The sequence below is a fragment of the Amorphoplanes digitatis genome (assembly GCF_014205335.1).
Classification (GTDB): domain Bacteria; phylum Actinomycetota; class Actinomycetes; order Mycobacteriales; family Micromonosporaceae; genus Actinoplanes; species Actinoplanes digitatus.
In genome coordinates, this window is the sequence record NZ_JACHNH010000001.1 from 1,017,531 (window position 1) to 1,034,158 (window position 16,628).

Genomic DNA, 16,628 nt, shown 5'->3' on the forward strand with positions numbered 1-16,628 from the left:
GGGGTGGTGGGTACGGACCGTCGCTTACGCCGAGGGCCCGGCCGAGGCGAGCAGGGCGCTGGCGCGCCCAGACCGCTCACCCCGACCGGGCGACCTGAGTAAGTGGTTGCGACCTAAACCCCAAGATCTTTCAAGATGCGCCGCGCCGCGTTGTGGCCCGCCGCGCCGATCACGCTGCCGGCGGGGTGTGCGCCGGCCGACCCCGCATAGAGGCCGTCCAGCCCGGTGAAATACGGCATCCGCTCGTTGAAAGCGACCGTGTTGTCGACGTGGTGGATGTGGCCGCCGGTGATGCCGAAGTGCCGTTCGATTCCGGGCGGGCTCAGCGGCATCATGTCCGCGACCAGCGACGAGGTGCCCGGCGCGTAGCGGTCGACGATGTCCAGCAGCCGCTCGGCGTAGCCGGGCAGCGCCTCGTCCCAGGTCGTGCCGGCCAGGGTGTACGGCACCGACTGGACGAACAGGGCCGACGAGTGGTGGCCGGCCGAATCTTGCAGGGACGGGTCGACCGTGGTGTGCAGGTACCACTCGATGGTCGGCTCGGCCGGCAGGCGGCCCGCCTGCACGTCGGCCCACATCGCGCGCAGCGCGGCCATCGGGGAGTCGGTCTCGGTGAGCCCGGCCAGGCCCGCGGAGCCGGGCAGCAGGTGGATGGTCGACCCGAACGGCGAGGCGGCGTCCTCGGGCAGGCAGGGGAACCGCGGCAGCCCGCTGAGCGCGAGGTTGAGCTTCAGGGTCGTACCCGGCCGCCGCACGGCCGCCATCCGGTCGGTCAGCGCGGCGGGCAGCGCGCCCTCAGGGACCAGGCTGATGAGCTGGTACGGGTCGCAGGCGCCCAGCACCACCCGGGAGGTGATCTCCCGCCCGTCGGCCAGGACGACGCCGGTCGCGGCACCCTGTGAGACGGTCACCGCCGACACCGGCGTGCCGGTGAAGATTCCCGCGCCGGCCGCGCGCGCGGCCGCGGCGAACGTGCCCGACACCGTGCCCATGCCGCCGGCGGCGATCATCCAGGTGCCGTCCGAGCCGGGCAGCCGGCACATGTTGTGCACCAGGAAGTTGTGGCCCGTGCCCGGGTCGTCGGGGCCCGCGTTCAGCCCGGAGAGGCCGTCGGTCACCGCGTACATGCTCACCAGGAGTTCGCTCTTGAAGCCGAACCGGTCGAGGTAGTCGGCGACGGAGCCGCGTACGAGATCGATGAAGGTGCTTTGCAGCTGCGGGCGGATGTGCCGGTCGGCGATCGCCTCGACGGATGCGGGCTCCTGTAGCCAGGCCGGGGCGAGATCGGCGCGCAGCGCCGCGATCTCGACCTGTAGCGCCTCGTCGGCCGCGATGTCGCGCGGCGAGAAGAACCGCTCGAACTGCGCCCGGGTGGCCTCGCGGTCCGTGCCGAACAGCAGGTACGGCGAGCCGGGGCCGCCCGGCGTCGGCAGGAAGTAGTGCGGGTCGCGGCGCAGCACCGGGATGTCGACGTCCAGCGTGCGCAGCAGCTCCGGCGGCATCAGGCCCAGCAGGTACGAGCCGGTGGAGTGGCCGAGGCCGGGCACCTTGGCGAACGGGTGCTCGGTCCGGGTGGCGCCGCCGATGACGTCGGCGGCCTCCAGCACCACGACGTCGAGGCCGGCGCGGGCCAGCAGCACGGCGGAGACCAGCCCGTTGTGGCCGGACCCGATGATCACCACATCGGCACGATCAGGCAGAGACCTCATGGGCGCCGAGCCTAGCGCCCCAGATGGCCTACGGTCCGGGACAATTCAAGCTCGAACAGGGGTTCCACGTCCGTCATCGCCCACCTGAGGTGCCCGAAGACCTCCATCGCCACGATTCCGTACAGGCGGGTCCAGGCGGCCACGAAGAGGTAGATCACCGGCAGCGGGAAGCGATCGCCGAACGTGTCCAGGTAGGGGGCGAAGAGGTCCCGCTGGGCGTCCTCGGGCAGGTCCGGGGCGGCTCCGGCGAACGGGTGGCGCTCGAAGTGCTCACCCAGCGTGGTGAAGAACGCCTCGGCGAAGCGGGCGCCGGCGTCGCTGAGCGGGTCGCACGGCCCCGCGATCCGGGTGACGCCGGGTACCGGGCTGCCGAACATCAGCGCGAACTCGGCGGGATGGGCGAGCGACCAGCGCCGGAACTCCCGGACCATGTGGCCGATCCGGACCAGCGGCTCCTCGTCGGCGTGGTCGTCGGCGACCGCGACGATGGCGCCGCGCAGGTCCTCGAAGAGGTCGGTGACGACGGCGAGGACGAGCGCGTCGAGGCTGTCGAAGTAGCGGTACAGCGCAGGCGCGGTGAGGCCGACGTCGCGGGCGATGGCCCGCAGCGAGATGGCCGTCGGCCCGCCGGCGACGAGCAGGCGCCGGGCGGCCTCCTTGACCTCGATGACGGTCTCCGCGCGCAGCCGTTCCCGGCGGCTGGGCGTGGCGGTCGTCATAGTCGGGCTCCGTTGACGTAGGCGAACGGCGTTTGCCAAGGTGAACAGTGTTCACAATAGCTGTCGGATTCTAAGCGACTCTAACCTCCGCGCGGGAGGCAAACAGATGTTCGGCTGGTGGGGCGGAGCGGTCGTCCGGCTGCGCTGGTGGGTGGTCGCGGCCGGGCTCGCGGTCGTCGTCGCGGGCGCGACCTGGGGAGCCGGCGTGTTCGGCGCGCTCACCGGCGGCGGCTACGACGACCCGGACAGCGAGTCCAACCGCGCCGCGGCCGTCGCGGAGCAGCTCGGCCGGGGCGAGCCCGACCTGATCGTGCTCTGGTCCAGCGACACCGTCCCGGTGACGGACGCGGGCCCGCGCGGCGCGGTCGCCGGCGTGGTCGAGCGACTGCGCGCCCGCCCGGAGGTCGCGCAGGTGGTCGCACACACCGACGAGAACGCGCCGCCCGCCCTGGTCAGCAACGATCGGCGGGAAACCTACGCGGCCGTCTACCTCGCCGCGACGGACGAGGACGGCAAGGCGGCGGCCTACCACCGGATCGAGCCCGATTTCGCGGCGCCCGGGCTGACCACCCGGGTCGGCGGCATCGTCGCCTTCACCGACCAGGCCAACACACAGACCGAGGAGGACATCACCCGGGCGGAGATCTTCTCCCTTCCGGTGCTCTTCGTGCTGCTCGTGCTGATCTTCCGCGGCCTCATCGCCGCCCTCTCGCCGCTGGTCATCGGCGGCATCGCGATCCTCGGCGCGTTCGTGGCGGTGCGCGCGCTGACCTACGTCACCGACATCTCCGTCTTCGCGATCAACGTGATCACGCTGCTGGGCCTCGGCATGGCCGTGGACTACTCGCTGTTCGTGGTGAGCCGCTTCCGCGAGGAGCTGGCGAACGGCAAGGACGTGCCCGCCGCCATCCGTACCACGGTCGCGACCGCCGGCCGCACGGTCATGGTCTCGGGCCTCACCATCGTCCTGGCGCTGTCCAGCCTGCTGATCTTTCCGCAGCCCTTCCTCGGCGGCATGGCCATCGGCGGCATGGCCGCCGTGCTGGTCGCGATGATCGCCGCGCTGACCGTGCTGCCGGCCGCGCTGTCGCTGCTCGGCCACCGGATCGACCGGCTGCGCATCCCGCTGCCGCGGCGGTCCCGGCCCGGCGCGGGCTGGGCGCGGCTCGCGCACAGCGTCATGCGCCGCCCGGCGCCGTACGTCATCGGCGTGCTGATCGTGCTGGCCGCCTTCGCGGCGCCGTTCCTGCGGGTCGAGTTCGGCGGCTTCGACGAACGGGTGCTGCCCGCCGACACCACGGCGCGCATCGTCGGCGAGCGGCTGAGCACGGACTTCCCCGGCGGCGGCGAGAACCCGATAAACGTGCTGGTGACCGGCGGGCCCGCCGAGGCCCTTGCCGGGCAGATCGCGGCACTGCCGAACGTGACCGGCGCCGCCGTCACCGCCGAGCGTGGCGGCTCCTCGCTGATCACCGTGACCTATCCCGGCACGCTGTCGCGGGGTGAGTCGCGGGACATCGTCTCGGACATCCGCGAGCTCACCCCGCCGTCGGGCACCGAGGTGCTGGTCGGCGGCCGGCCGGCGATCGACCTCGACCTGCTGGAGAGCCTCGCCGACCGGCTGCCCTGGATGGCGCTGATCATGGCGCTGGCCACGATCCTGCTGCTCTTCCTCGCCTTCGGCTCGGTGCTGCTGCCGATCAAGGCGGTGCTGATGAACCTCGTCTCGATCGGCGCGTCCTTCGGCGTGGTCGTCTGGATCTTCCAGGACGGTCACCTCGAGGGCCCGCTGGCGTTCGAGTCGACCGGATACATCGAGCCCAGCAACATGATCCTCGTGCTCGCCGTGCTGTTCGGCCTGGCCACCGACTACGAGGTGTTCCTGCTGTCGCGGGTCCGCGAGGAGTGGGACAGGACCGGCGACAACCCGGTCGCGGTGGCCTCCGGGCTACAGCACACCGGCGGCATCATCACGGCCGCGGCGCTGCTGCTGATCACGGTCGTGGCCGGCTTCGCCACCGGCGGGGTGACGGTCATCAAGACCATCGGCATCGGCATGATCGTGGCGATCATCGTGGACGCGACGCTGGTACGGGCGCTGCTGGTGCCGGCGACGATGCGGCTGCTGGGCCGCTGGAACTGGTGGGCGCCGGGCCTGCTGGGCCGCTTCTACACCCGGTACGGCATCCACGAGTCGGAGCCGGCGGCGACCGCGGCGCCCGACCGTGAGGCCGCCCGCGTATAGGGCCTCGTGCCAGCAGGGGAAGATGGGTCCATGCGTGAGCTAGTCCTGCTCGGGTCCACCGGGTCCATCGGTACTCAGGCCATCGACATCGTGCGCCGCAATCCGGACAGGTTCCGGGTCGTCGCGATCGGTGCCGGCGGCGGCAACGTCGAACTGCTCGCGGCGCAGGCGCTCGAGCTCGCCGTCGACGTCGTCGGGGTCGCGTACTCCAGCGCCGTGCAGGACCTCCAGCTCGCGTTCTACGCCGAGGCGCAGAAGCGGGGCTGGGCAACCGGCGACTTCAAGCTTCCGAAGATCGTCGCCGGGCCGGACGCGATGACCGAGCTCGCGCAGTGGCCGTGCGACGTGGTGCTCAACGGGGTCGTCGGCAGCCTCGGGCTCGCGCCGACGCTGGCGGCGCTGCGCGCCGGGCGTACCCTCGCGCTCGCCAACAAGGAGTCGCTGGTCGCCGGCGGCCCGCTGGTCAAGGCCGCGGTGACGCGGCCGGGGCAGATCGTGCCCGTCGACTCCGAGCACTCCGCGCTGGCGCAGTGCCTGCGCGGCGGGTCCACCGCCGAGGTGCGCCGGCTGATCCTGACCGCCAGCGGCGGTGCCTTCCGGGATCGCCGGCGCTCCGAGCTGACGAACGTCACACCGGACGAGGCGCTCAAGCACCCGACGTGGGACATGGGCCCGGTCGTCACGATCAACTCGGCCACCATGGTGAACAAGGGGCTCGAGGTGATCGAGGCGCACGAGCTGTTCGGCGTGCCGTACTCCGCGATCGAGGTCATGGTCCACCCGCAGTCGGTGCTGCACTCGCTCGTCGAGTTCGTCGACGGGTCGACGTTGGCGCAGGCCAGCCCGCCCGACATGCGGCTGCCGATCGCCCTCGCGCTGGCCTGGCCGGACCGGGTGAACGACGCCGCGGCGGCGGTCGACTGGACCCTCGCGCACAACTGGGAGCTGCGCCCGCTCGACGACGAGGCGTTCCCCGCGGTGCGGCTGGCCAAGGCCGCGGGTGAGACCGGCCACTGCCGGCCGGCCATCTACAACGCGGCGAACGAAGAGTGTGTGGCCGCCTTCGTGTCCGGTCGGCTACCTTTTCTTGGCATCGTCGACACCCTCGAGGCGGTGCTCGCGGCTGCTCCAGACTTCGACGAACCGGGTACCGTCGATGAGGTGCTTTCCGCGGAGACCTGGGCGCGTGCCCAGGCGCAGCGGATGATCGCGACGGCGGCTGAAGGAGCCTGATGCTGTACTGGTTGGGAACGGCGGCCTTCGCGCTGGCGATTTTGATCTCGGTCAGCCTCCATGAGCTGGGCCACATGATCACGGCCAAGCGGTTCGGCATGAAGGTGACAAAGTATTTCGTCGGCTTCGGCCCGACGATCTTCTCGTTCCACCGCGGCGAGACCGAGTACGGCCTCAAGGCCATCCCGCTCGGCGGCTTCTGCAAGATCGTCGGGATGACGCCGCAGGACGACGACGTCTCGGAGGAGGACCAGCCGCGGGCCATGTGGCGCTACCCGGTGTGGAAGCGCACGGTCGTGATGTCCGCCGGCTCGGTCACCCACTTCGCGCTGGCCATCGTCGCCGCCTGGTGCGCCGCGGTCTTCGTCGGCCTGCCCAACCCCGACCTGCCGACCACCGTCGCGCAGCAGATCGCCCTGCCGGCCCGGATCTCGGTCGGCAAGTGCGTGCAGGTCGTCTACAGCGAGAAGGAATGCAACGTCGGAGTCGGCACCGACGTGGCAGCGCCGTCGGCCGCGGCGGGTCTGCTGACCGGCGACGTGATCACCAAGGTCGGCGACACCCCGATCACCAGCTACGGCCAGCTCACCGACGTGATCCGGGCCGCGAAGCCCGGGCCGACGACGTTCGAGTACACCCGCGACGGCGTGGCCGGCAGCACCACCGTGAACATGATCGAGGCGCAGCGCCCGCCGCTCGACGACCCGAAGGGCCCGATCACCAAGGTCTCGGTGGTGGGCATCGGCCAGAGCATCGGCATGCCGGGCACGGTCACCTACGGCCCGATCGACGGCATCGGCGCCAGCCTGCGCTACGACTGGAGCCTGGTCGAGGGCTCGTTCGTGGCGATGAAGCGCATCCCCGAGAAGATCCCGGCGCTCTGGCGCTCGATCACCGGCGATGAGCGCGACCCGAACACCCCGATCAGCGTCATCGGCGCGAGCCGGATCGGCGGCGAGGCGATCGAGCGCGGCGTGCCCGAGGTGTTCCTGCTGATCTTCATCTCGCTGAACGTCTTCATCGGCATCTTCAACCTGCTGCCGCTGCTGCCGCTCGACGGCGGCCACATCGCCATCGCCTGGTACGAGCGGGCGCGCTCGTGGCTCTACGCCAAGATGCACAAGCCCGACCCGGGCCGCGTCGACTACTTCAAGCTGATGCCGTTGACGTACGTAGTCATCCTGATCGGTGGCGCGTTCACCCTGTTGACAGCCACCGCCGACGTGATCAACCCGATCACGATCTTCTCGAAGTGAGAGTGCGTAGATAAATGACCGCAATCAGTCTCGGCATGCCGGCAGTTCCGCCGCCCCCGCTGGCCACCCGTCGGCTGAGCCGCCAGATCAACGTCGGTGGCGTCCTGGTGGGCGGTGGCGCGCCGGTCAGCGTCCAGTCGATGACCACGACGCTGACCTCCGACGTCAACGCGACCCTCCAGCAGATCGCCGAGCTCACCGCCGCCGGCTGCCAGATCGTCCGGGTCGCGGTGCCGTCGCAGGACGACGTCGAGGCGCTGCCGGCGATCGCGAAGAAGTCGCAGATCCCGGTGATCGCGGACATCCACTTCCAGCCCCGCTACGTCTTCGCGGCGATCGACGCCGGCTGCGCGGCGGTCCGGGTCAACCCCGGCAACATCCGCCAGTTCGACGACAAGGTCAAGGAGATCGCCAAGGCGGCCGGGGACGCGAACGTCCCGATCCGCATCGGCGTGAACGCGGGCTCGCTCGACAAGCGCCTGCTGGAGAAGTACGGCAAGGCGACCGCCGAGGCCCTGGTCGAGTCGGCCCTCTGGGAATGCTCCCTCTTCGAGGAGCACGGCTTCCGCGACATCAAGATCTCGGTCAAGCACAACGACCCGGTCGTGATGATCCGCGCATACCGCCAGCTGGCCGAGCAGTGCGACTACCCGCTGCACCTCGGCGTGACCGAGGCCGGCCCGGCGTTCCAGGGCACGATCAAGAGCGCGGTGGCGTTCGGCGCCCTGCTGGCCGAGGGCATCGGCGACACCATCCGGGTCTCCCTCTCCGCACCGCCGGTCGAGGAGATCAAGGTCGGCCAGGGGATCCTGGAGTCGCTCGGCCTGCGCGAGCGCGGCCTCGAGATCGTCTCCTGCCCGTCGTGCGGCCGCGCCCAGGTCGACGTCTACACGCTCGCGGAGCAGGTCACGGCGGCGCTCGAGGGATTCCCGGTGCCGCTGCGGGTCGCGGTCATGGGCTGCGTAGTCAACGGCCCGGGCGAGGCGCGAGAGGCGGACCTCGGCGTAGCCTCCGGCAACGGCAAGGGCCAGATCTTCGTAAAGGGCCAGGTCATCAAGACGGTCCCGGAGTCGATCATCGTCGAAACCCTGGTCGAGGAGGCCCTGCGCCTCGCCGACCAGATGGGCGCCGAAATCCCGGACGAACTCCGCGAACTCCTCCCAGGCGCGACCGTCACGGTCCACTGACCACAACCCAAACCGATCATCCGGTACGGCCACAGTCGCCCCCAACCGCAACACCGGCACTCGCCTCCAGCCTCAGAGCCAGTCACCGGTCCGGCCCTGCGGCCCAGCCGCCGGGCTGACCCGGCCGGTCACCCGAAAACTCGACGACGCTGCGCTGCTGGGTTGAGCCGGCGGCCAGCTCCGCGGGTTGGGCGGCGGTTGGTTCGGCTTCTGGGTTGAGCCGGCGGGCCGCTTTGCAGGTTCGGCGGTGGCCCGGTCCGGCTGGCGGGTTGAGTCGGTGGGTCGCTCTGCGGGTTGGGCTGTGGCCCGGTCCGGTTGGCGGGTTGAGCTGGCGGGTCGCTCTGCGGGTTGGGTGGCGGTTGGTTCGGCTGGTGGGTTGAGCCGGTGGGTCGCTCTGCGAGTTCGGCGGTGGCCCGGTCCGGCTGGCGGGTTGAGCTGGCGGGTCGCTCTGCGGGTTGGGTGGCGGTTGGTTCGGCTACCGGGTTGAGCCGGTGGGCCGCTCTGCGAGTTCGGCGGTGGCTCGGTCCGGCTGGCGGGTTGAGCTGGCGGGCTGCTTTGCGGGTTGGGTGGCGGTTGGTTTGGCTGCTGGGTTGAGTCGGTGGGCCGCCCTGCGGGTTGGGCGGTGGCCCGGTCCGGTTGGCGGGTTGAGCTGGCAAGTCGCTCTGCAGGTTGGGCGGTGGTTCCGTCCGGCTGGCGGGCCGCTCTGCGGTTGGGCGGCGGTTGGTTCGGCTGGCGGGTTGAGTCGGCCGGCTGATTTGCGGGTTGGGTGGCGGTTGGTTTGGCTGCTGGGTTGAGACGGCGGGTCGCTCTGCGGGTTCGGCTGTGTTCGGTCTGGCTGGCGGGTTGAGCCGGGGCGGGTTGAGCCGGAGGTCGGCTGTGTTCGGTCCAGTCGGCGGGTTGAGCTGGCGGGCTGGTCCGGAGGTTCGGCGGGTGGGTTGGTCGGGCCGTCGGGTGGGTCGGCGGCCCGGGCCGGGGTTCAGAGCGGTGAGGTGACGGCACCCCACCCGGCCCGGGCGTCCGCGGCGTCGTGACGCGGGATGGCCGGGGCGGGTGGGTGCCGGTCGGCGCCCGTTTCTGGTGTGCGGGCGGGCGACGGTGTTGCGGTTGTGGTGGCACTCGCGCCGTACTGAAGAAGGCGCCGGACCAACGACGGGGCCTGGACCACGACTAAGAACGGGTCATTCGCCGTCGGCGAGGACGGCGTAGAGCTTGCGCTTGGTCTCGTTCAGGATCTCCAGGGCTCGCTGGCGCTGCTCCGGCGTGCCGTTGAAGCCCACCTGGCGCAGGGCGTCCATGATGCCGATCGCCGCGTCGCGGAAATCCTGCACCTGGGACATCGTGTCGTTGCTGAACTGGTTCCACGGCGGGTTCTCCGCCGCGGCGGTAGCCTCCGCGCGGCCGGCCTCGGTGAGCGTGAAGCGCTTGCGGCCGCCGGTGACCTCGGCCTCGATGAGGCCCTCGTCCTCGAGCAGTTGCAGGGTCGGGTAGACCGAGCCCGGGCTCGGGCGCCAGATGCCGCCGGTGCGGCGCTCCAGCTCCTGAATCATCTCGTAGCCGTGCATGGGCCGCTCGAGCAGCAGCGCGAGCAGGGCCGGCCGCACGTTGGGGCGGCTGCCGCGACCGCCGCGGCGGTGACCGTGCCCGCCCGGGCCCCCGGCGCCGAAGCCGGCGAAGCCGCCGAAGCCACCGGGTCCGCCAGGTCCGCCCGGTCCGAAGGGGAAGCCCGGCGGGAAGCCGAACCCGCGACCGCGGCCCTCGTGCATGTCACGCATGTGTCGATACCTCATGACCTTCTCCGATCTGTTGGCGATAGTTAGACGATATATCGGCAACATGTCGGCCGCAAGGGTTTCTATTCTTCGCGGGGGCGGGTGAGGCGTGTGACGGCAGTCATCTGGCAATCTGATAGCTGTGCTGACGGTGCCCATTCGCCAACTCGGCGAGTCCGAGCGGGCGGCGGTCGAGCGGATCCTCGACCAAGACCCGTACGCCGGTGCCCAGATCGCCGAGCGTGTGGCGGCTCACGGGCTGAACTGGTGGCGTTCCGACGGCCGGATCTACGGCTACGGGACCGGCCGCCGGGTCGAGTCCGTGTGCTGGTCGGGCGCGCATCTCGTGCCGGTGTGCGCGACGCCCGCGGCGGTGACCGCCTACGCGGACCTGCTCGGCGCCGAGCCGCGGATCTGCTCGTCGATCATCGGGCGCGCGGACGCGGTGCTCGAGCTCTGGGACCGGCTCGGCGGGCACTGGGGGCCGGCGCGCGACGTGCGGCCGCACCAGCCGCTGCTGGTCGCCGACCGTGAGGCGCCGATCGTCGCGGATCCGCAGGTGCGACTGGTGAAGCTCGGCGAGGTCGACCAGCTCTTCCCGGCGGCCGTGGCGATGTACACCGAGGAGGTCGGCGTCTCGCCGCTGCTCGATGACGGCGGCCGGGGCTACCGCCGGCGGATCGCCGACCTGGTGCGCGCCAAGCGCGCCTACGCGCGGTTCGTCGGTGACCGGGTCGTGTTCAAGGCCGAGCTGGCGATCGTCACGCGGCGGACCACGCAGGTACAGGGCGTCTGGGTCGACCCGGAGTACCGCGGCCGGGGGCTGGCCGCGGGCGCGATGGCCGCGGTGGTCCGGGACGCGCTGCGTCGCGTCGCTCCCACCGTGAGCCTGTACGTGAACGACTACAACACCCCGGCGCGCCGGGTCTACGCGCGCTGCGGCTTCGTCCCGAACGGCAGCTTCGCCACGGTCCTCTTCTAGGCCCGGCTCTTCTAGGGTCGGCCGAGCTTTGTGAGCAGTGCGGTGAGGGTGGCCGGGTCTGCGTTCTCCAGCTCTGGGGTCGGGACCAGGGCCATTACCGGGACCTTGACGCCGGCCTCCGCGTAGGTGGCGACGTGGTCGCGGCACTCCTCGGGCGAGCCATGCACGATCAGCTCGTCGACCACCTCGTCCGGGATCGCAGCCAGCGCGCCGCGGCGGTCGCCGGCCGCCCATGCCGTCCACATCGCACCCAGCCCCGCCTCGCGGCCCAGCCAGCGGTGGAACTCCGCGTAGGCCGGCACCGTCAGGTAGGCCGCGATCATCCGGCGGCCGACGGTGCGCGCGTAGTCGGCGTCCCGCGTCGGGCAGACGAAGATGCGTGCGACCACGTCGAAGCCGGGCCGGTCCGATTTCGCCTCGGTCAGTGCCCTGGACACGTCGGTGGCGGCCAGCCAGTTGAGGATCACGCCGTCGGCCTCGGCCGCCGCCAGCCGGAGCATGCCGGGCCGCAGCGCAGCGAGTAGCAGCGCCGGCGGCAGGGCAGGCGGCCGCTCGAGCCGGAAGCGGCGCACCCGGAAGGTCTCGAACTCCTGGTCGACCAGCTCGCCGGCCAGGGCGGCGCGCAGGAAGCGCAGCATGTCGCGGCTGCGGGCGAACGGCCTGGTGAAGTCGGCGGCGTTCCAGTCGCCGACCACGACCGGTGAGGACGCGCCGATGCCCAGCTGGAAGCGGCCGGGCGCGGCCTCGGCCAGCGCGGCGGCGGTCATCGCCAGCAGCCCGGGGCCGCGGGTGAAGACCGGGGTGATCGCCGTGCCGAGCCGCGCCCGCGGCTGCCACGCGGCCGCCAGCGTCAACGGGGTGAAGGCGTCGGTGCCGGCCACCTCGGAGCTCCACAGGTCGGTGAAGCCCGCGTCGGTCAGGGCTGCGAAGACCGCGGCGTGATCGGCCAGCGGAACCCCGCCCAGCGGTACGGTCATGCCCCATCGCGTCGACATGTCCCGATACTGCCCTGTCCCGGCCGTGAGGTCCACCACGAGGTGCAGCCATCGACGGGCGTCTGGCGGTAAGTTTTTGAACTGACCAGTCAGTCTTAAAAGTTGGGTGTCTGATGCCGGTGCTGACCGCGACCGGGGCGGGCGTACGTCGCCGCCGCCGATGGCTCTTCCGCGACCTCGACGTCGCCGCCGAACCGGGCGAGATCGTCGCGATCGTCGGGCCGCCGGGCAGCGGCCGGACGACGGTGCTGCTCGCGCTCGCCCGGCGCTTCAGGCTGTCGGCCGGGCGCGTGGTGGGTTCGGCCGCGCTGGGCTATGTGCCCGAGGTCACCTCGCCCGAGCCGGTGCTGACGGTGCTGGAGCACGTCCGGGAGCGGCTGCTGCTCGTCGGCCGGTCGCCGCGGGAGGCCGCGGCGGTGCCGCTGCTGGGTCTCGACCCGGCGCTGAAGGGCTTCGAGCTCAGCCCCTATCAGCGTCACGTGCTCGGGCTGGTGCTGGCCCGGCTGGAGAACCCGCGGGCGGTGGCGCTCGACGGGGTGGACGAGGGGCTGGACCGGCGGGAGTCGGAGGCGCTCTGGGGCCTGCTCGACGACATCGCCGCCGACGGCATCGCGGTCCTGGTGACCGCCCGGGAGGTCGATCCGGCCCGGGTCTCCACGTCGGTACGCCTGGGCGGCGGCCCCGCCGCCGAACAGCCGCCGGCGGAGAGCGAGCCGGCCGCGGCAGCCCTGCCGGAGGCCGAAGCAGAGCCGGTCGAAGCAGAGCCGGTCGAAGCAGAGCCGGTCGAAACGGAGCTGGTCGAGGCGGAGGTCGTCGAAGCGGAGCCGGTGGACGTGGCGCTGGTGGACGCGGAGGTGGTTGACGCGGCGTTGGTGGACGCGGAGCCGGTGGACGCAGAGGTGGTTGACGCGGAGCCGGTAGACGCAGAGGTGGTGGACGCGGAGCCGGTGGATGCCGAGCTGGTTGACGCCGAGCCGGTTGACGCGGAGGCGGAGCTGGTGGACGGCGAGGCGGTCGAGGCGGAGCTGGTTGGCGCCGGGGTGGGTGGGGCGGTCGTGGAGGGCGAAGTGGTCGTGGAAGACGAAGACGCGCGGGGTGGGGAGAAGTCATGACCAGGTTTTCCAGTGTGCGGCTCGCCGGCTTCGAGCTGCGCCGCTTCTTCCGGGGCCGGCTGCCCGCGGCCGCCCTCGTCGTCGTCGCCGTCATCCCGCTGCTCTACGGCGCGCTCTACCTCTACGCCTTCTGGGATCCCTACGGCCACCTCAACCACATCCCCGCCGCCCTGGTCGTCGAGGACATCCAGGCCACCGCGACCGACGGCACCAAGGTCCAGGCCGGACGGGACCTCGCCGACGAGCTGATCGAGCGCGAGGTCTTCGACTGGCACGTGACCGACGCGCGCGGCGCCGAGGCCGGCCTCGCCGACGGCAGCTATCAGATCGCGCTGCGCATCCCGCGTGACTTCTCCGCCAACCTGACCACCGGGCCCGACGCCGACGCCGTGCCGAAGTCCGCGCAGCTCATCGTCCTCAGCGACGACGCCACGAACTACCTCTCGGGCGTCTTCTCCCGTACCGCCTTCGAGGAGGTGCGGGTCGCCGCCGCGCAGAGCGCGCAGGCCGGCTACTTCGACAAGATGCTCATCGGCTTCACCGATCTGAAGAAGCAGACGCAGGAGGCCGCCGACGGCGCCGGGAAGCTCGATGACGGCCTGACCGACGCGAGCACGGGCGCCGACCGGCTCGAGGGCGGGCTGAACAACGCCAGCCGGGGGGCAGGCCAGCTCTCCGGCGGCCTCGGCAGCGCCGCGCGCGGCGCGGGCGACCTCGCCGACGGGCTGGCCTCGCTGCAGTCCGGCGCGGCGCAGCTCGCCTCGGGCACGCGACAGGCCGCCGACGGCGGCAAGCGGCTGGCGACCGCGGTCGACACCGCCGCCGACCGGATCGAGCCGATGCTGCGTAACAACGCCAAGCGCATCGAGGACGCCGCGAACAAGGCCGCGGACGGCGCCGACCTGCTCGCCAGCAACGTCGGCAAGCTGAGCGCCGCCGCCGACGACGCGGTGGAGCGCGCCGAGCAGCTGAAGGCGTACCTGGACGGGCTGCCCGACGACACCGCCGGGATCGGCGAGGCGCGCGCGACCGCCGGTGAGCTGGTCGCCGCCGCGAAGCGGGTGCAGTCCACGATCCGCGCCGCCGACCTGGACGGGCTGAGCGAGCGCCTGCACGACGTCGCCGTGACGGCGCGCAAGGTCGCCGACGCGGCGCCGCGCCTGGCCGACGACGTCGCCTCCGCCCGCCGGAACATCGACGACCTGGCCACCGGCCTCGGCGAGCTCGCGACGGGCGCGCAGCGGCTGAACAACGGCACCGCCGACGCCGCGGCCGGCGCCACCGACCTGCGCGGCGGCATCTACCAGCTGGCCTCCGGCGCTCGTCGCCTCGACGGCGGGCTCGACCGGCTGTCCACCGGTGGCCGTCAGCTCGCCACTGGCATCGGCGACCTCCAGGGCGGCGCCGCCGAGCTGGCCTCCGGGCTGGCGGACGGGGCGGATCAGATCCCCGGGTACGGCGAGGACACCTCGGACCGGGCGGAGGCGCTGAGCGAACCGGTCGGTCTCGATCGGACGGTGCGCCACCCGGCCGCCACCTACGGCGTCGGCTTCGCGCCGTACTTCCTGGCCCTGGCCCTCTGGGTCGGCGCGATGATCAGCTTCATGGTGCTGCGCCCGCTGAACCGGCGGTACGTCGTCTCGGCCGCACCCGCGTACCGGGTCGCCCTCGCCGGCCTGTTGCCAGCGGTGGCGGTCGGGCTGGCGCAGGCCGTGCTGCTCTTCGCGGTGGTGGTGTTCGGGCTCGGCCTGAGCCCGGTGAACCCGCTGGTCACCCTCGGGCTGATGATGCTGACCGCGACGACGTTCGCCGCGATCATGCAGCTGCTCGGCGCCGCGCTCGGCGCGGCCGGCCGGGTCGTCGCGCTGGCCCTGCTGATGTTGCAGCTGACGTCCTCGGGCGGCACCTACCCGGTGCAGACCTCGCCGGCCTTCTTCCAGGCGGCCCACCCGCTACTGCCGATGACATACGTCGTCGAGGCGCTCCGGCACGCGATCGACGGCGGCTCGGCCGGTACGGTGAGCAGGGGCGCGCTGGTGCTGCTGGGCTTCGCGCTCGGCGCGCTGGCACTGACCGTGGCGGTCGCCGGCCGGGCCCGCCGCCTGACCCCGTCCGCCCTGCATCCGGAGCTGGTGATCTGACGACGTGGACGGTAGGACCCGCAGGCGCGAGGACACCCGGCAGCGCCTGTTCGAGGCGGCGGTGGAGCTGATCGCGGAGCAGGGCTTCTCGGCGACGACGGTCGACGACATCGCCCTGCGGGCGAAGGTCGCCAAGGGCACCGTCTACTACAACTTCGCCTCGAAGACGGCGCTCTTCGAGGAGCTGCTCCGGCACGGCATCGGCCTGCTGACCGAGGACTTCCGTGCGGCGGTCAAGGGCCTGCCGCCCCGGGACGCGGTGGCGGCCCTGATCCGGGCGCAGCTGGAGTACATCCGCCGGTACCGGTCGTTCGCGCAGCTGCTGCTCTCGGAGATGTGGCGCACCAACCGGGAGTGGCAGCAGACCCTGGTGCTGCTGCGGGAGGAGGCGATCGGGACCATCGCGGAGACCGTCCGGGCCGGCGTCGACTCCGGTGACCTGCCGGCCGACCTCGACGTCCGGGTGGCCGCGTCGGCGCTGTTCGGGGTCGGCCTGGTCGTGGCGGTCGACTGGCTCGTGTTCCAGCCGGACCGCCCGATCGAGGACGTCGAGCGGTCCCTGCTGGGCCTGGTCCGCCGGGTGGCCTAGGCCGGATCGGGAGCCAGCGCCGTCAGCAGGGAGGTGCCGACGATCCAGCCGACACCGACGAGCACGACGAGCCGTTCCAGCGTGGCGCTCGCCGGGCCGCGGCCGGCCAGCAGCATGACCGCGCCGAGGGCGGCGCCGAGCGGCACGATGAGCGCCGCCGCGGCGGTGGCGAGCCGGCGGACGGCGGGGCGCAGGGCGCGGCAGAGCGCGACGGTGACCATCGCGCCGAGCGCCAGCACCGCCGCGACGATGGTGGCCGCCGCGTGCACCACGTCGCCGGCGGTCGTCGGCTCGAAGGGCGGCAGCGGGCAACCGCTGCTGCACGGCACGACGCCGGAGGTCGCGGCGAAGGCGGCGGCGCCGAGTAGCGGCGCGAGGAGGCGGGACCGCCGCCGCAGGGCGAGGCCGAGGAGCCCGGCGCCGGCGGCGAGCAGGACCAGCCCGGCCCGGTACGGCGCGGCGAGCGGCAGCCCGGGCGTGCCGGCCTCGCTGATGTAGCCCAGCAGCCACGAACCGGGCGCGGCGACCAGGGCGAACAGCATGATCAGTACGCCGACGAGGCTCGCGCACCCCGCGACCGCCGCGACGGCGGAGCCGCCCTGCCCACGCTCGGCCGCGGGCGATTCGAGCCACGCGGCGGGGACGGTGCGGTGCGGCATGCGTACACGCTAACGCCGGTGCGGGGACGGCC

Annotated in this window: 13 protein-coding genes; 8 read left to right on the forward strand and 5 right to left on the reverse strand. The window is 72.2% G+C overall.

The genetic code is table 11. The features are described 5' to 3' along the window. Nucleotides 1-113 precede the first annotated feature (113 nt). Together BJ971_RS04750 and BJ971_RS04755 are read right to left on the reverse strand one after the other, a co-directional pair. Complete coding sequence (locus BJ971_RS04750; RefSeq protein WP_184990146.1) at nt 114-1,709, reverse strand: phytoene desaturase family protein; 1,596 nt, start codon at nt 1,707-1,709, stop codon at nt 114-116. A gap of 11 nt (nt 1,710-1,720) precedes the next feature. Continuing rightward, nucleotides 1,721-2,428: a TetR/AcrR family transcriptional regulator gene (locus tag BJ971_RS04755; RefSeq protein ID WP_184990149.1), complete on the reverse strand. Its 708-nt coding sequence runs from the start codon at nt 2,426-2,428 to the stop codon at nt 1,721-1,723. 106 nt (nt 2,429-2,534) lie between these two features. On the opposite strand from BJ971_RS04755, the gene BJ971_RS04760 reads away from it, so the two are divergent. From BJ971_RS04760 to ispG, 4 genes are read left to right on the forward strand one after another with little or no spacing between them, the layout of a single operon-like run. Next, nucleotides 2,535-4,673, forward strand: coding sequence for an MMPL family transporter (locus BJ971_RS04760; RefSeq protein ID WP_184990151.1), 2,139 nt, complete (start codon nt 2,535-2,537; stop codon nt 4,671-4,673). Nucleotides 4,674-4,703: 30 nt separating this feature from the next. After that, a complete protein-coding gene (gene dxr, locus BJ971_RS04765) occupies nt 4,704-5,906 on the forward strand; it encodes a 1-deoxy-D-xylulose-5-phosphate reductoisomerase (RefSeq protein WP_184990153.1) in 1,203 nt (400 codons plus the stop codon). Then, entirely contained in the window at nt 5,906-7,162 is a 1,257-nt protein-coding gene (locus BJ971_RS04770) for a M50 family metallopeptidase (protein ID WP_184990155.1), read from the forward strand. The genes dxr and BJ971_RS04770 overlap by 1 nt, the downstream gene beginning before the upstream one ends. 14 nt (nt 7,163-7,176) lie before the next feature. Next, nucleotides 7,177-8,349 carry a flavodoxin-dependent (E)-4-hydroxy-3-methylbut-2-enyl-diphosphate synthase gene (ispG, locus tag BJ971_RS04775; protein ID WP_184990158.1) on the forward strand — a complete coding sequence of 391 codons (1,173 nt, stop codon included), beginning with the start codon at nt 7,177-7,179 and terminating at the stop codon, nt 8,347-8,349. Nucleotides 8,350-9,527: 1,178 nt separating this feature from the next. On the opposite strand, the gene BJ971_RS04780 is transcribed toward ispG, so the two are convergent. Continuing rightward, a complete protein-coding gene (locus BJ971_RS04780; RefSeq protein WP_239087548.1) occupies nt 9,528-10,121 on the reverse strand; it encodes a PadR family transcriptional regulator in 594 nt (197 codons plus the stop codon). A gap of 139 nt (nt 10,122-10,260) precedes the next feature. Between BJ971_RS04780 and BJ971_RS04785 the strand changes: the two genes are divergently transcribed. After that, the gene (locus BJ971_RS04785; RefSeq protein WP_184990163.1) at nt 10,261-11,100 is read left to right on the forward strand and encodes a GNAT family N-acetyltransferase; all 840 of its coding nucleotides are present in this window, start codon (nt 10,261-10,263) and stop codon (nt 11,098-11,100) included. 11 nt (nt 11,101-11,111) lie between these two features. Here the strand turns inward: BJ971_RS04785 and BJ971_RS04790 are convergent, their stop codons facing one another. After that, a complete protein-coding gene (locus tag BJ971_RS04790) occupies nt 11,112-12,095 on the reverse strand; it encodes an LLM class F420-dependent oxidoreductase (RefSeq protein ID WP_239087549.1) in 984 nt (327 codons plus the stop codon). 113 nt (nt 12,096-12,208) lie between these two features. On the opposite strand from BJ971_RS04790, the gene BJ971_RS04795 reads away from it, so the two are divergent. The 3 genes from BJ971_RS04795 to BJ971_RS04805 are packed head-to-tail and all read left to right on the forward strand — an operon-like array spanning nt 12,209 to nt 15,937. Continuing rightward, the gene (locus BJ971_RS04795; protein WP_184990165.1) at nt 12,209-13,207 is read left to right on the forward strand and encodes an ATP-binding cassette domain-containing protein; all 999 of its coding nucleotides are present in this window, start codon (nt 12,209-12,211) and stop codon (nt 13,205-13,207) included. Next, complete coding sequence (locus BJ971_RS04800) at nt 13,204-15,348, forward strand: YhgE/Pip domain-containing protein (RefSeq protein WP_184990167.1); 2,145 nt, start codon at nt 13,204-13,206, stop codon at nt 15,346-15,348. Before BJ971_RS04795 ends, BJ971_RS04800 begins: the two co-directional genes overlap by 4 nt. 4 nt (nt 15,349-15,352) lie before the next feature. Further along, a complete protein-coding gene (locus BJ971_RS04805; RefSeq protein WP_184990169.1) occupies nt 15,353-15,937 on the forward strand; it encodes a TetR/AcrR family transcriptional regulator in 585 nt (194 codons plus the stop codon). Here BJ971_RS04805 and BJ971_RS04810 read toward each other — a convergent pair. Then, entirely contained in the window at nt 15,934-16,596 is a 663-nt protein-coding gene (locus BJ971_RS04810) for a DUF998 domain-containing protein (protein WP_184990171.1), read from the reverse strand. The genes BJ971_RS04805 and BJ971_RS04810 overlap by 4 nt on opposite strands. Nucleotides 16,597-16,628: the final 32 nt, after the last annotated feature.

What these genes read in the sequence shown, in the direction of transcription:
- BJ971_RS04750 (WP_184990146.1), bottom strand. Translation starts at nt 1,709, where the DNA reads ATGAGGTCTCTGCCTGATCGTGCCGATGTGGTGATCATCGGGTCCGGC.
- BJ971_RS04755 (WP_184990149.1), bottom strand. Translation starts at nt 2,428, where the DNA reads ATGACGACCGCCACGCCCAGCCGCCGGGAACGGCTGCGCGCGGAGACC.
- BJ971_RS04760 (WP_184990151.1), top strand. Translation starts at nt 2,535, where the DNA reads ATGTTCGGCTGGTGGGGCGGAGCGGTCGTCCGGCTGCGCTGGTGGGTG.
- dxr (WP_184990153.1), top strand. Translation starts at nt 4,704, where the DNA reads ATGCGTGAGCTAGTCCTGCTCGGGTCCACCGGGTCCATCGGTACTCAG.
- BJ971_RS04770 (WP_184990155.1), top strand. Translation starts at nt 5,906, where the DNA reads ATGCTGTACTGGTTGGGAACGGCGGCCTTCGCGCTGGCGATTTTGATC.
- ispG (WP_184990158.1), top strand. Translation starts at nt 7,177, where the DNA reads ATGACCGCAATCAGTCTCGGCATGCCGGCAGTTCCGCCGCCCCCGCTG.
- BJ971_RS04780 (WP_239087548.1), bottom strand. Translation starts at nt 10,121, where the DNA reads ATGCGTGACATGCACGAGGGCCGCGGTCGCGGGTTCGGCTTCCCGCCG.
- BJ971_RS04790 (WP_239087549.1), bottom strand. Translation starts at nt 12,095, where the DNA reads ATGTCGACGCGATGGGGCATGACCGTACCGCTGGGCGGGGTTCCGCTG.
- BJ971_RS04795 (WP_184990165.1), top strand. Translation starts at nt 12,209, where the DNA reads ATGCCGGTGCTGACCGCGACCGGGGCGGGCGTACGTCGCCGCCGCCGA.
- BJ971_RS04800 (WP_184990167.1), top strand. Translation starts at nt 13,204, where the DNA reads ATGACCAGGTTTTCCAGTGTGCGGCTCGCCGGCTTCGAGCTGCGCCGC.
- BJ971_RS04810 (WP_184990171.1), bottom strand. Translation starts at nt 16,596, where the DNA reads ATGCCGCACCGCACCGTCCCCGCCGCGTGGCTCGAATCGCCCGCGGCC.